We start from the raw sequence: 12,909 nt of genomic DNA on the forward strand, positions 1-12,909 counted from the left end.
TATAGGCGCGTTCCATGGCATCCACAAGCAACGCCCCATCGACCCGAAAGCCAAGCCCGACAAGCCTCTGCGCCATTTTGACGCAACTTGCGAGACACTTTTGCCCGCGTAATTTCAGACATAACAGATGCCCTCTTTACCGCTTCAGCGATTCTTCGACGGGCCTCGTCCAATGTCCTCGAGACGCACGATCCCATGTCCTTCAGCCGTCATGCGGGGCACCGCTTTCCATGCGTGTCCGTAGATCACCTCGAAGGTCAGGGGAAGTGTGCCGTCAGCGCGACGGCGGGCTTCCAATGCCCCCAGCAATGCCTTGTGCAGACGCCGTGCAGCCGGATTACCGCCGGCCTCGCGCTGGAACGGGTAAGCGCCCCAGCGGCGAACATCTGCGAGCAGCGACCGCGGCGACTGATAGGTGATCGTGATCGTTTCCTGATCCATCACCGGGATTTCAAAGCCGCTTTCCACCAGCATATCGCCCAGGTCGTGCATGTCGACGAAATCGATCACATGCTTCGCGGACGGGACACCATGAGCCGCTTCCACTTCAGCATACGCACCGCGCAGTTCCTTCAGTGTATCGGGACCGAGCGTGCTGAACATCAGTAGACCACCTACCTTGAGTACGCGTTGCCATTCAGGAAACACGAGATCGGGCCGCGAGTGCCAGTGCAAGGCCAGGTTTGACCAGATGAATTCGAACGCGGCGGGCGCAAAGGGCAACGCGGAAAAGTCGGCCTGTGCGAAGCGCGGGCCACGCGCGCCCAGCGCCTTGCCGATCGAAGCCGGCAGAAAGCGCCGCCAGCTCGTGTCGCCCGCGTCATGATGCAGCGCGCGGGCGAGCATCGCATGCGAGAGATCCATGCCGAATACGGGTGCCTCGGGAAACCGCTCGCGCAGGCCGGGCAGGTCGTCGCCCGCGCCGCAGCCCGCGTCGAGCACGCTGGCCGGGCTGACCTTGATGTACTCGAGACGCTCGCGCATGCGTTGCGCAATTTCGCGCGGCAGGAATGCGACGTCGTCGAAGGTCGCGGCACGACGGTCGAAAATCCGTCGAAGGCGCCGGGAATCATAGGCCGGACGGCTAGATTTTGCGGGTGTTGGGGGCATGGGAGTCACACGGACGAAGAGCTCGAAGTATACTCGCTCGCTCCTCTCCCTTCAGCGTAGGAGGCCCTCGCGGGCGGCCCATCGATGCGATTTCCGGCATCCGGTTCATCAACACGCGGCCGGCTTGCAAAGTTTGCAACCCGGCTCGGTTCGTCATGGCCAGGCCTCGCTCAGGCACTTCTGCCGAACCTCTGCGCGCTGTGCGGCAATATGTCGCAGAACACGCTTTGCCGCGGATGTGACGAGGCTTATGCCAATGAAACGCGGCTGCGTTGCCTGGTTTGCGCTGTGCCGCTAGCCAATGCGCGCCATCACAGAAGCGCCGGTTATCGTTGTGCGGATTGTGTCGTCACGCTGCCGCCGTTCGATGCCACGCTGGCTCTTGCCGACTACCGTGCGCCGCTCGATACGCTGGCCGTGGGCCTGAAGTTTCGCGCCCGGCTCAGGCTGGCCGGTGAGTTCGCGCAACGGCTGGCGCGCCTCGCGGACGATATGCCGGACGCCTCGCATCGGCCCGACGTGATCGCGCCCGTGCCGCTGGCGGCGAGACGTCTCGTCGAACGCGGCTATAACCAGGCGTGGCAGATTGCGAAGCCGCTCGGCCGCGCGTTGCAGGTGCGCAGCGACGCCATCCTGCTCGCACGCGTGATCGAAACCGCGCCGCAGTCGCGGCTCGACCTCGACGCGCGGCGGCAGAATGTCGGACGGGCGTTCCGGGTCAACAACACGGTGCACGGCCTGCATGTGGGTGTCGTCGACGATGTGATGACCACCGGCGCCACCCTCGAAGCGATCGCGCATGTGCTGAAGGCCGCCGGCGCGCGCCGCGTGACCAACTTCGTCGCATTGCGCACGCCGAAAAACTAGTTTCCAACGGTTCACATCATGGTTTCCACTGGCTCACATCATGTTTAACGTCGTTCTCGTCGAACCCGAAATTCCGCCGAACACCGGTAACGTCATCCGTCTGTGCGCGAATACCGGCGCCAGCCTGCATCTGATCGAGCCGCTCGGCTTCCCACTCGACGACGCGAAAATGCGGCGCGCCGGACTCGACTATCACGAATACGCCCAGATGCATGTGCATGCCGATTGGGCCGCGTTCCTGAACACGGCGGCGCCCGATCCGGCGCGGATGTTCGCGTTCACCACGCGCGGCTCCGGCGCATTCCATGCGCATGCGTTCTTGCCCGGCGACTGGTTCGTGTTTGGCGCGGAAACGCGCGGGCTGCCGGATCAGGTGCTGCAGCCGTTCCCCGCTGAACAGCGCGTGCGCCTGCCGATGCGGCCGGGCAACCGCAGCCTGAATCTGTCGAATACCGTCGCGGTGGTGGTATTCGAAGCGTGGCGTCAGGCAGGCTTCGAAGGCGGCGCCTGACGGAGCCTTGAGAACCGCAAGAGGAGCCACGAGTGGAAGCGCCGGAGGAGGCGCGAGGAAGCGCAAGTGGAAGCGCCTGGCAGGCGCTTCCACTTGCGCTGAGCAGTGCTTATTCGGCTTTGGCGTCGCGGCGCAACAGCGCACTGACGGCATCGCGTGCCGCGACACCGTCGAACAGCACGGCGCAGACGGCTTCGGTAATCGGCATATCGATCGAGTGAGCTTGGGCAATGCCCAGCACCGCCTGGGCGCAGCGCACACCTTCGGCCACATGACCGAGCCCGCCGAGGATATCGGCCAGCGTACGCCCCGCGGCCAGTTGTAGACCTACCGTCCGATTGCGCGACAGGTCGCCGGTAGCCGTCAGGATCAGATCGCCGAGACCGGTGAGACCGGTAAACGTTTCCGCACGACCACCCAGCGTCACGCCGAGGCGCGACATTTCGGCGAGGCCACGCGTGATCAGCGCGGCGCGTGCATTGAGTCCAAGACCCAGACCGTCGGCGATGCCCGTGGCAATGGCCAGCACGTTCTTCACCGCGCCGCCCACCTCCACGCCGACGACGTCGTCGCCCGTGTAGATCCGCATTGCGCCGTGGTGAAACGCCGCCACGGTCCGTTCGCGGCAAGCCGTCGAGGCGCTGGCGACCGTCAGCGCAACCGGCAGGCCTTGTCCCACTTCACGTGCAAAACTGGGGCCCGACAGCACGCCATTGCTCGCGTGGCCGGCCAGTTGCGCCGCGACCACCTGGTGCGGCAACAACTGGGTATCCGCCTCGAAGCCCTTGCAAAGCCAGACCACATGAGCCGGCACCTTGCCGGCGTCGCGCATGGCCTGAAACAACCCGCGCAAGCCCGCCACCGGCGTGGCTACGACGCATAGCGCGTCGTCTGCCTGCCCGTGACTGAGCGCCTCGCCGAGATCCGCTTCATATCGAAGCGCAGCCGGTAAAGCAACGCCCGCCAGATAGCGGGCGTTTTCCTGCGCGGCGGCAAGCTCGGCGATCAGCGCCGGCTCGCGCGCCCACAGCACCGTGTCGTGCCGCGCAGCCAGATGGCCCGCGAGAGCGGTACCCCATGCACCAGCGCCGAAAACGGCGACTTTCATACCCGGCACCGCGCGCGACGCTTAGTGCGTGACGCCGTTCTGCGCCGCGCCTTCTTGCGTGCCGATCTGCGCGAGACGTTGCTCGTACAGGGCCTGGAAGTTGATTTCGGCGAGGTGGATCGGCGGGAAACCGGCGCGGGTAATCGCGTCGGCGATGTTCGAGCGCAGGTACGGGAACAGGATCGTCGGGCAGGCAATGCCAACCAGCGGATCGATCTGGTCAGCCGGAATGTTACGGATGTCGAAAATACCAGCCTGCTTGGCTTCGATCAGGAACGCCACCTTGTCCGACACCTTGGCCGTTACCGTACCGGTGACGAGGATTTCGAACACGGTGTCGGCGAGGCGCTCGGCCTTCACGTCCACTTCCACTTCGACCGACGGCATTTCCTGTTCGAGGAAGATGGCCGGCGAATTCGGCTGCTCGAGCGACATGTCCTTCAGGTAGATGCGCTGGATGTTGAAGAACGGCTGGTTATTCTCGTCGGACATGATTGGATATTCCCTGAATATGGTCATTGCGGCACGTCATGCTTCCATGACGTGCCGGATCTGTGCGGTGCGCGCCGCCCACCACGGGCGTCCACGAACCGACTTGTTTGGGTACTGCTTTGCGTGCGCGCAGCCGCTTAACCCACCGTAGCGGCTGCAAGGCGCCAGCAAGGCAGCCTGTGAGCTACCTCTTCAGCGCGCAGCCTCAGGCTGCCTCGAGCAGCGGCATCAGGCCGCCCGCGCGATCAAGCGCGGAAAGGTCATCATAGCCGCCCACATGCGTCTCGCCGATGAACACCTGGGGCACCGTACGACGCCCCGTGCGGCTCATCATTTCCTCACGCCGGGCCGGATCCTTGTCGATCAGCACCTTTTCGACGTTCTCGACGCCGCGCGACTTTAAAAGACGTTCGGCCATCTGGCAATACGGGCACACCTGGGTGCTGTACATGATTACCTTGTTCACTTCACTGCTCCTTGTTTCACAACCGGCATGCCGGCTTGCTGCCAGGCGTTCAGACCGCCTTCGAGCACATGGACTTCGGCATAGCCCGCGTCCTGCACGACGCGTACCGCCTTGTTCGACTGCTGGCCGGTCTGGCATACCAGCAGCACCGGGTTGCTCTTGTTCTTCACGAGCTGGCCGACCTTCGCCTGCAGATCGGCGAATTCTAGATGCCGTGCCGAGGGCAGATGACCGTTGGCGAATTCCGCGGACGGCCGCAGGTCGATGACCACAGCGTTGCGCCGGTTGATCAGCTGGGTGGCAGCCGCGGCGGACAGGCCGCCGCGGCCCCGGCGGCTGATCGTCGGCCACAGGAGCAACCCACCGGAGATGAGGACGATCGCGATGAGTACAAGGTTTGTGTAATCGGTGAAAAACTTCACGGAAAATCCGCCGAAAAAGAGAGAAATCGGAAAAATCAGAAAGGGGCAATCCGACCATTATAAAATAACCGCCTGACGCGATGGCGACGGCCCATCGGGCCGCGTCCGCCGCGCTTTACCGCTTCCTTACTACCGACCGGCCATCTTATGTACAAACTCGTTCTCATCCGCCACGGCGAATCGACGTGGAACAAGGAAAACCGCTTCACGGGCTGGGTCGACGTCGACCTGACCGAGCAGGGCAATCGTGAAGCGCAGCAGGCTGGCGTGCTGCTGAAAGAATCGGGCTATACGTTCGATATCGCCTACACGTCGGTCCTCAAGCGCGCGGTCCGCACGCTGTGGCACGTGCAGGACCAGATGGACCTGATGTATCTGCCGGTGGTCCATTCATGGCGCCTCAACGAACGTCACTACGGCGCGCTGTCCGGCCTGAACAAGGCGGAAACCGCGGCGAAGTTCGGCGACGAACAGGTGCTGGTCTGGCGCCGCAGCTACGACACGCCGCCGCCGGCGCTCGACCCGTCCGACGAACGCACCGCCTACAACGACCCGCGCTACGCCAAGGTGCCGCGCGAACAGTTGCCGCTCACCGAGTGCCTGAAAGACACGGTGGCACGCGTGCTGCCGGTCTGGAACGAGTCGATCGCGCCCGCCATCAAGTCCGGCCGCAAGGTGGTGATCGCCGCGCACGGCAATTCGATCCGCGCGCTGGTCAAATATCTCGACAACATTTCGGACGACGCCATCGTCGGTCTGAACATCCCGAACGGCGTACCGCTCGTCTATGAACTGGACGAGAACCTGAAGCCCATCACGCACTACTATCTGGGAGACCCGGAAGCCATCGCGAAGGCCCAGGCTGCGGTTGCCAAGCAGGGCAAGGCAGGCTGATTCCGCGCGGCGGGCCTGCCCGGCGCTCGTTTGGGCTCCTGATTGACCGCCGGCGGAGCGTGCGCATTGGCTTCAGAACGCGCAATTCAACACTGCCATAAACGCACTGTGCACACCGGCAAACAGCAGCCGGGTGCGCAGCGCACGGTGGCCTGCGCCGCCGTGGCGGGCCCAACCCTCCCCTATTACGGGACATTTCTTCCGTACCACAGGGCAAATCCCCAGAACCTGACACGCCACAGGCTGTCGAACTGCGATTACGATGCTGTGCACTGCCTGAGCAGGTGTGCAGTTATACTTGTCCGTCCCCATCTCTTTGACGCTGCCACGCGCTTCCGACCGCAACAGACTCTATGCGAAAGAACCTGAAAAATATCGGCCTGATTGCCGCGGGCCTTGTTACCGGCGTTTTTGCAACTCTGCAACTTTCGGCCTCGGCCCAGCAGCCCGCCAGCAGCGCGGCTGCCGTTAACGCGGCCGCGCCGTTGCCGCTCGACCAGTTGCGGCTCTTTGCCGAAGTGTTCGGGCAGATCAAGCATGAATATGTGGAACCGGTCGACGACAAGAAATTGCTGACGGCCGCTATCAAGGGCATGGTGTCGAGCCTCGACCCCCACTCGTCGTATCTCGACAAGACCGATTACGAAGAACTGCAGGAGCAGACCAAGGGCCGTTTCGCCGGCCTCGGTATTGAAATTTCGTCGGAAGACGGCCTGATCAAGGTGATCTCGCCGATCGAAGACACGCCTGCGTTCCGCGCCGGCATCCGGCCGGGCGACCTGATCACGCGCATCAACGACAAGCCGGTGCGCGGCATGACGCTCGACCAGGCCGTCAAGCAGATGCGTGGCGACCCAGGCACCAAGGTCACGCTCACGATCTTCCGCAAGACCGACGACCGCACCTTCCCGCTCACGGTCACGCGCGCCATCATCCGCGTGCAGAGCGTGAAGATGAAGATTCTGGCGCCGGGCTATGCGTACATCCGCATCACCAGCTTCCAGGAACGCACCACACCTGATCTGGCAGAAAAGCTGCAGGAAATCGCGCGTCAGCAGCCGAACCTGAAGGGCCTTGTCCTCGACCTGCGCAACAACGGCGGCGGTTTGCTGCAAAGCGCGGTTGGCGTCGCGGGTGCGTTCCTGCCGCCGGATTCGGTGGTGGTGTCGACCAACGGGCAGATTCCTGACTCGAAACAGGTCTACCGCGACACCTACGATAACTACCGCCTGCCGTCGTTCGACAGCGATCCGCTGAAAGACGAAGCGCCGATCTTCAAGACCGTGCCGATGATCGTGCTGACCAACGCCTACTCGGCGTCGGCATCGGAAATCGTCGCCGGTGCGCTGCAGGACCAGCATCGCGCGCTGATCGTCGGCAAGACGTCGTTCGGCAAGGGTTCGGTGCAGACCGTGCGCCCAATGACCGCTGACACGGCACTGCGTCTGACCACGGCGTACTACTACACGCCGAGCGGCCGCTCCATCCAGAACAAGGGCATTCGCCCGGACCTCGCAGTGGATCAATATGCGGACGGCGATCCGGACGACGCACTGGTGACGCGCGAAGTCGACTACTCGAATCACCTTGCCAACACGCAAGATCCGAATGAGAAGAAGGAACAGGATCAGCGCGAGACGGACCGTATGGAACAGCTGCGTATTCTTGAAGAGCAGAACGACAAGAAAACGCCGGAACAACGTCAGAAAGACCGCGACCGTAAGCCGGTCGAGTTCGGTTCGGCAGACGACTTCATGCTGCAACAAGGCCTGAACAAGCTGGAAGGCAAGCCGGTGCAGGAGTCGAAGTCGCTCTCGGAACGCCGTCTTGCGCAGAACAAGCCGGAACAATCGGCTTCGGCGCCGGTGGCTGTCAAATCGACCGCGCAGGTTCCGGGCACGGGCGCATCGGGCACCACGCCGGCGTCCGCGCCGACGCCGGCCTCGCAAAGCAACTAACCAGGCAGCAAGTTTCACCTAAGGGTCTTCGCAGCGCATGCTGCGAAGACCCTCTCCTTCAGCGCGATTAAAATAACCCGAACGAAAACTCGCGCAACAGGCAATGCCTGACCTTGCAGGCCGTCGGCCTGTCTGCCGTCACTGCGCGATTCACTCCTGCGCCCCCGCCATGAACGACGATCAACTGCTCCGTTACTCCCGCCATATCCTCGTCGACGAACTCGGCATCGAGGCTCAACAGCGCTTTCTCGATGCGCATGCGATCGTCGTCGGCGCCGGCGGGCTTGGCTCACCTGCCGCGATGTATCTCGCCGCAGCCGGCGTCGGCAAGCTCACCCTCGTGGATGCCGACACGGTCGACCTCACCAACCTGCAACGTCAGATCCTGCACGTGACGGCTTCGGTCGGCCGCAGCAAAGTCGAATCCGGTCGCGATGCGATTGCGCAGCTCAACCCCGAGGTGGTGGTGGACGCGATCGCCCAACGCGTGGACGACGCCTGGCTCGACGCGGCTGTACCGCACGCCACCGTCGTGCTCGATTGCACGGATAACTTCGCCACCCGGCATGCCATCAACCGTGCGTGCGTAACGCACCGGGTGCCGCTCGTCTCAGGTGCGGCGTTGCGTTTCGACGGCCAGATCAGCACGTTCGACTTCCGCGACCCGGCGTCGCCCTGCTACGCGTGCGTGTTTCCGGAAGATCAGCCGTTCGAGGAAGTGGCCTGCTCGACAATGGGCGTGTTTGCGCCAACCGTGGGGATCATTGGCGCGATGCAGGCAGCGGAGGCATTGCGTGTGATTGCGGGAATCGGTACGACGCTCGTGGGCCGTTTGATGATGCTCGACTCGCTGCGCATGGAGTGGAATACCATGCGCCTCGCGCGCCAGCCGGATTGCCCGGTGTGCGGCGAAGCGCATCGTAGTTAAGACAAGCGGGACATCCCAACACCTTGGCGCCGCTCGAAAGCGGCGCCACCCACGACTCAAGCCAGCATCACCCGCTTCAAGGCGGCCTGCACCTCTTCCGGCTCGAACGAAGCCAGCACATCCGCCACCGGCTTCTCCAGCGTCTTCACATGCGAGCGCAGGATCTCCTGCTTCACGACCAGCAACTGGCTCGGATGCATGGAAAACTCGGTGAGTCCCATACCGAGCAATAGACGCGTCAACGCCGGATCGCCCGCCATCTCACCGCATACCGATACCGGCACCCCCGCCCGCTTCGCCTCGCGCAGCGTGAAGGCGATCAGATGCAGCACCGCCGGGTGCAGCGGGTCGTACAGGTGCGCGACGGCGTTGTCGGCGCGATCGATTGCCAGCGTGTACTGGATCAGATCGTTGGTGCCGATCGAGAGGAAATCGAGCCGCTTCAGGAACAGCGGCAACGCAATCGCCGCCGCTGGGATCTCGATCATCGCGCCGACCTGCACATTCGGGTCGTAGACGAGGCCCGCATCGTCCAGTTGCCGTTTGGCTTCGCGAATCAGGTCGAGCGTCTGATCGATCTCCTGCGCGTGCGCGAGCATCGGAATCAGGATCTTCACCGTGCCGAACGCCGACGCCCGCAGAATCGCGCGCAACTGCGTCAGGAACATGTGCGGCTCGGACAGGCTCCAGCGGATGGCCCGCAACCCCAGCGCGGGGTTGGCAGCGGTCTCGTAACCGTCGCCGCTGTTCATCGAATCGAGCGGCTTGTCCGCGCCCACGTCGATGGTACGGATCGTCACCGGCAACCCGTTCATCAGTTCCACGGCGCGCTTGTACGCCTCGAACTGCTCCTCTTCGGCCGGCAGCTTGTCCTTGTGATTCATGAACAGGAACTCGGTGCGGAACAGGCCGATGCCGGTCGCACCGGCATCCACTGCCGCCTTGGCGTCGTCGGGCAATTCGATGTTCGCGCACAACTCGATACGCGTGCCGCACAGCGTCTGCGTGGGTGAGAACTTCAGACGCTGCAGCTTGCGCTGCTCGAGCGCCTTCTCGCTTTGCCGGTACGAATATTCCTCGAGCACGATCGGCGCGGGATCGACGATCACAATGCCGTGATCGCCGTCGACGATGATCAGGTCGTCCTGGCGAATCAGCGCGCTCGCATGCTGCACGCCGACTGCCGCCGGAATGCCGAGGCTGCGCGCGACAATGGCCGTGTGCGAAGTCCGTCCACCCAGGTCCGTGACGAAGCCCTGGAACGTCTGCGTCTTGAACTGCATCATGTCGGCAGGCGCGATGTCGTGCGCGACGACGATCATTTCATCGCAGGCGCCGTGCACGTTCTGCACGAGGCTTCCCGCCGATGCGCCGGCCAGCGCTTTCAGTACGCGTTCGACTACCTGCTGGATATCGGCTTTGCGTTCGCGCAGATATTCGTCTTCGATGTCGTCGAAGTGGCGCGAAAGACGCTCGAGCTGCTCGGTGAGCGCCCATTCGACGTTATAGCGGCGCGTGCGGATCAGGTCGATGGTTTCCTGAACGAGCATGGCATCGTTCAGGATCATTGAATGAACATTGATGAACGCGCCCATCTCGCTCGGCGCGTCGGCCGCGAGATCTTCGCGCAATGCGTCGAGCTCCCCGTGCACGAGTTGCTGGGCCGAGCGGAAACGCTCGACCTCACCCTCGATCTGGGCAGGTTCGATCAGATAATGGTCGACGTCGAGTGCCGCTGGGGCGATCAGATAGGCCCGCCCGATGGCAATACCGCGTGACACGGGAATTCCATGCAGCGTGAAGGACACGCGCACCTCCTCTAGTTGTGTAATGCCGCGGTGGACCGCTGCAATGCTCTCAGACCTTGCTCGCCATTATAAATTCCGCAGCCACTCAACGCGCGTTTCGCGGATGTGCAGCGCAACACGGCCCATTGTGACGGGTTAAAAAAAACGCCGCGGAAAACCGCGGCGTGATGGCCTGAACAAAGCCGTGCGCGCAGCCCTTTACTGACCCTCGCCGAATTTATCGGCAATCAGTTTGAGCAAGGCGTCCATGGCGTCCTGCTCGTCCGAGCCTTCGGTTTCGATCAGCACCGTGCTGCCGATACCCGCAGCCAGCATCATCACGCCCATGATGCTTTTTGCGTTGATGCGCCGGCCATTGCGGCTCATCCAGATTTCAGCCTGGAAGTTACCCGCCAGCTGAGTCAGTTTGGCCGACGCGCGCGCGTGCAGGCCCAGCTTGTTCACGATAGTCGTTTCCTGTTGCAGCATGTGATGGTCCGAAGCGCGGGTAATGAGATGTTATGAAGGATGAAAATGAAACCGTATTGAAACCGTTAGACGCTCGTCGAGCCCAGCTTCTGCTTGAAATCGCCCTCGGGAGGCATGACCGGCGGTGCACAGTCCACCAGCGTGGAAGGCGACGTGACCGCTGCGGGCGTGCCCGGGACGATAGGCTGTACCCCCTTCGTCGCGCCGGACAACGCCTTGTCGACGAGCGTGTCGAGCGGCGTTGCGCGATAGCAGACGGCGCGCAGCAGCATCGGCAGATTCACGCCCGCCAGCACGCGCACTTCCGGTAGCGTTGCGAGTCGCGCGGCGATGTTGGAGGGCGTTGCACCGAACATGTCGGTCAGCACGAGCGCGCCGTTCTCTTCCTTGAGCCGCTCGATTTCCGAGTACGCGAATGCGACCACCTCTGCGGGATCGCAATCCGGCGACACGTCGATGACACCGATACGAGCCGGTAAGCCACCGTAGACGTGCGCGATACAGTCCCTCAACGCGGTGGCGAGAGGAGCGTGTGCAATGATCAGAATGCCTGCCATGTCAGCCTTGCTGCAAAAAAACGGCCCTGAACCTTGGCCCGGTATGCACCGGGTCGTCACACCCTTGACCGGCCGATGGTCGTGAGGGTCGGATCGGCGTTTCTCGACGCCCGCCTGCCTGGCCTGTGCTGCCGGGCGATGCGTGCGTCATGCCTGCTTCATCTCTGCGGCTGCGCCTTTCACGCCGACTGCGCAGCCAACCTTCGCTGCGGTGCGTCGCCATGACGCCGGGCGCTGGGCGCTGGGCGCCGCTGAGGAGCGGGCATTGTAACAGGCCCATTTTCACGCTTGCGCCACGCGTTCGCTCCTCGCTCCCTACGCGGCCGCACGCTCCAGCGCGTCGATAAACATGCCGGCGACGTCGAAACCGGTCTGCTCCATGATTTCACGGAAGCACGTCGGGCTGGTTACGTTCACCTCGGTCAGGTAGTCGCCGATTGCATCGAGGCCTACCAGCAAAAGCCCGCGTGCCGCCAGCACCGGCGCAAGCGTTTCGGCAACGTGGCGGTCGTGCGCGCTCAGCGGCTGCGCGACCCCGAGGCCGCCCGCGGCCAGATTGCCGCGCACTTCATTGCCCTGCGGAATCCGCGCGAGCGCAAACGGCACCGGCTGGCCGCCGATCAGCAAGATGCGCTTGTCGCCGTCCTTGATCTCCGGGATGAATTTCTGCGCCATCACCGAACGCGCGCCGTCGTGGCTCAGCATTTCGATGATCGAACCGAGGTTCATGCCGTCGGCCTTCACCCGAAACACGCCCATGCCGCCCATGCCGTCGAGCGGCTTCAGGATCACGTCGCCATGCTCGGCGTGAAAGGCACGCAGCCTTGCCGCGTCGCGCGTCACTAGCGTCGGCGCCACGAACTGCGGAAATTCGCCGATGGCCAGCTTCTCGGAGTGATCGCGAATCGCCTGCGGCTTATTAAAGATGCGGGCGCCGCCGCGTTCTGCAAGCTCGAGCAGCCATGTCGACGTCACGTACTCCATATCGAACGGCGGATCTTTGCGCATCACCACTGCGCTGAAGCTCTTCAGCGAGCGCGGCGCAGCGGCATCGGCCGCGTACCAGGTCTCGCGATGGCCGTCCGTCTGATCGCCGACGATCGCAAAGCGCTGCACGTTCGCCTCGACATCCGCCCCCGTCCACGCCAGATGTTTCGGCTCGCAGGTGTAGAGCGTGTGGCCGCGCCGCGCGGCCTCGGCCATCATCGCGTAGGTCGAATCCTTGTAGATCTTGAAGTGATCCAGCGGATCGGCGATAAACAGAATGTCCATGGGGGTCCTGATGCGCCCTGATGGGCTTGGCATGATGCGTTAAACAAG

14 protein-coding genes are annotated in these 12,909 nt (G+C 63.3%); 5 read left to right on the forward strand and 9 right to left on the reverse strand.

The genetic code is table 11. The features are described from left to right. Positions 1-144: 144 nt before the first annotated feature. Positions 145-1,110 (reverse strand): methyltransferase domain-containing protein, encoded by a 966-nt coding sequence (locus P3T43_RS27445; RefSeq protein WP_429284149.1) that lies wholly within the window; start codon positions 1,108-1,110, stop codon positions 145-147. Positions 1,111-1,194: 84 nt separating this feature from the next. Here P3T43_RS27445 and P3T43_RS27450 point away from each other — a divergent pair, with 84 nt between their 5' ends. Together P3T43_RS27450 and trmL are read left to right on the forward strand one after the other, a co-directional pair. Beyond that, positions 1,195-1,977, forward strand: a complete 783-nt coding sequence (locus P3T43_RS27450; protein WP_429284150.1) for a double zinc ribbon domain-containing protein — start codon at positions 1,195-1,197, stop codon at positions 1,975-1,977. A 40-nt stretch (positions 1,978-2,017) separates the two neighbouring features. Next, positions 2,018-2,488: a tRNA (uridine(34)/cytosine(34)/5-carboxymethylaminomethyluridine(34)-2'-O)-methyltransferase TrmL gene (gene trmL / locus P3T43_RS27455; protein WP_429284151.1), complete on the forward strand. Its 471-nt coding sequence runs from the start codon at positions 2,018-2,020 to the stop codon at positions 2,486-2,488. A gap of 109 nt (positions 2,489-2,597) precedes the next feature. On the opposite strand, the gene P3T43_RS27460 is transcribed toward trmL, so the two are convergent. The 4 genes from P3T43_RS27460 to P3T43_RS27475 all read right to left on the reverse strand — a co-directional run bounded on the left by P3T43_RS27460 (position 2,598) and on the right by P3T43_RS27475 (position 4,976). Then, entirely contained in the window at positions 2,598-3,596 is a 999-nt protein-coding gene (locus P3T43_RS27460; protein ID WP_429284152.1) for an NAD(P)H-dependent glycerol-3-phosphate dehydrogenase, read from the reverse strand. A gap of 21 nt (positions 3,597-3,617) precedes the next feature. After that, the gene (gene secB, locus P3T43_RS27465) at positions 3,618-4,088 is read right to left on the reverse strand and encodes a protein-export chaperone SecB (protein WP_429284153.1); all 471 of its coding nucleotides are present in this window, start codon (positions 4,086-4,088) and stop codon (positions 3,618-3,620) included. 205 nt (positions 4,089-4,293) lie between these two features. Further along, positions 4,294-4,554, reverse strand: a complete 261-nt coding sequence (gene grxC / locus P3T43_RS27470) for a glutaredoxin 3 (RefSeq protein ID WP_074300906.1) — start codon at positions 4,552-4,554, stop codon at positions 4,294-4,296. Further along, positions 4,551-4,976: a rhodanese-like domain-containing protein gene (locus P3T43_RS27475; protein ID WP_429284154.1), complete on the reverse strand. Its 426-nt coding sequence runs from the start codon at positions 4,974-4,976 to the stop codon at positions 4,551-4,553. Before P3T43_RS27475 ends, grxC begins: the two co-directional genes overlap by 4 nt. A 147-nt stretch (positions 4,977-5,123) precedes the next feature. On the opposite strand from P3T43_RS27475, the gene gpmA reads away from it, so the two are divergent. The 3 genes from gpmA to P3T43_RS27490 all read left to right on the forward strand — a co-directional run bounded on the left by gpmA (position 5,124) and on the right by P3T43_RS27490 (position 8,756). Continuing rightward, on the forward strand, positions 5,124-5,870 hold the full coding sequence (gpmA, locus tag P3T43_RS27480) for a 2,3-diphosphoglycerate-dependent phosphoglycerate mutase (protein ID WP_429284155.1): 747 nt from the start codon (positions 5,124-5,126) through the stop codon (positions 5,868-5,870). A gap of 353 nt (positions 5,871-6,223) precedes the next feature. Next, positions 6,224-7,828, forward strand: a complete 1,605-nt coding sequence (locus P3T43_RS27485; RefSeq protein ID WP_429284156.1) for a S41 family peptidase — start codon at positions 6,224-6,226, stop codon at positions 7,826-7,828. Positions 7,829-7,997: 169 nt separating this feature from the next. Next, positions 7,998-8,756: a HesA/MoeB/ThiF family protein gene (locus P3T43_RS27490; protein WP_429284157.1), complete on the forward strand. Its 759-nt coding sequence runs from the start codon at positions 7,998-8,000 to the stop codon at positions 8,754-8,756. 56 nt (positions 8,757-8,812) lie between these two features. On the opposite strand, the gene ptsP is transcribed toward P3T43_RS27490, so the two are convergent. The 4 genes from ptsP to gshB all read right to left on the reverse strand — a co-directional run bounded on the left by ptsP (position 8,813) and on the right by gshB (position 12,861). After that, entirely contained in the window at positions 8,813-10,564 is a 1,752-nt protein-coding gene (gene ptsP / locus P3T43_RS27495; protein WP_429284158.1) for a phosphoenolpyruvate--protein phosphotransferase, read from the reverse strand. A 198-nt stretch (positions 10,565-10,762) separates the two neighbouring features. Continuing rightward, positions 10,763-11,032 (reverse strand): HPr family phosphocarrier protein, encoded by a 270-nt coding sequence (locus P3T43_RS27500; protein ID WP_424063460.1) that lies wholly within the window; start codon positions 11,030-11,032, stop codon positions 10,763-10,765. A gap of 65 nt (positions 11,033-11,097) precedes the next feature. Further along, positions 11,098-11,589 (reverse strand): PTS sugar transporter subunit IIA, encoded by a 492-nt coding sequence (locus P3T43_RS27505; RefSeq protein WP_429284159.1) that lies wholly within the window; start codon positions 11,587-11,589, stop codon positions 11,098-11,100. Positions 11,590-11,904: 315 nt separating this feature from the next. Beyond that, the gene (gshB, locus tag P3T43_RS27510) at positions 11,905-12,861 is read right to left on the reverse strand and encodes a glutathione synthase (protein WP_429284160.1); all 957 of its coding nucleotides are present in this window, start codon (positions 12,859-12,861) and stop codon (positions 11,905-11,907) included. Positions 12,862-12,909: the final 48 nt, after the last annotated feature.

The sequence above is a fragment of the Paraburkholderia sp. GAS41 genome, from assembly GCF_050436545.1.
In the GTDB taxonomy this organism is placed as follows: domain Bacteria; phylum Pseudomonadota; class Gammaproteobacteria; order Burkholderiales; family Burkholderiaceae; genus Paraburkholderia.

Excerpts from the sequence above, each read along its gene's own strand:
- P3T43_RS27490 (WP_429284157.1), top strand. The coding sequence starts at position 7,998 with ATGAACGACGATCAACTGCTCCGTTACTCCCGCCATATCCTCGTCGAC.
- trmL (WP_429284151.1), top strand. The coding sequence starts at position 2,018 with ATGTTTAACGTCGTTCTCGTCGAACCCGAAATTCCGCCGAACACCGGT.
- gpmA (WP_429284155.1), top strand. The coding sequence starts at position 5,124 with ATGTACAAACTCGTTCTCATCCGCCACGGCGAATCGACGTGGAACAAG.
- P3T43_RS27500 (WP_424063460.1), bottom strand. The coding sequence starts at position 11,032 with ATGCTGCAACAGGAAACGACTATCGTGAACAAGCTGGGCCTGCACGCG.
- P3T43_RS27445 (WP_429284149.1), bottom strand. The coding sequence starts at position 1,110 with ATGCCCCCAACACCCGCAAAATCTAGCCGTCCGGCCTATGATTCCCGG.
- P3T43_RS27505 (WP_429284159.1), bottom strand. The coding sequence starts at position 11,589 with ATGGCAGGCATTCTGATCATTGCACACGCTCCTCTCGCCACCGCGTTG.
- P3T43_RS27460 (WP_429284152.1), bottom strand. The coding sequence starts at position 3,596 with ATGAAAGTCGCCGTTTTCGGCGCTGGTGCATGGGGTACCGCTCTCGCG.
- secB (WP_429284153.1), bottom strand. The coding sequence starts at position 4,088 with ATGTCCGACGAGAATAACCAGCCGTTCTTCAACATCCAGCGCATCTAC.
- P3T43_RS27450 (WP_429284150.1), top strand. The coding sequence starts at position 1,195 with ATGCGATTTCCGGCATCCGGTTCATCAACACGCGGCCGGCTTGCAAAG.
- P3T43_RS27485 (WP_429284156.1), top strand. The coding sequence starts at position 6,224 with ATGCGAAAGAACCTGAAAAATATCGGCCTGATTGCCGCGGGCCTTGTT.
- gshB (WP_429284160.1), bottom strand. The coding sequence starts at position 12,861 with ATGGACATTCTGTTTATCGCCGATCCGCTGGATCACTTCAAGATCTAC.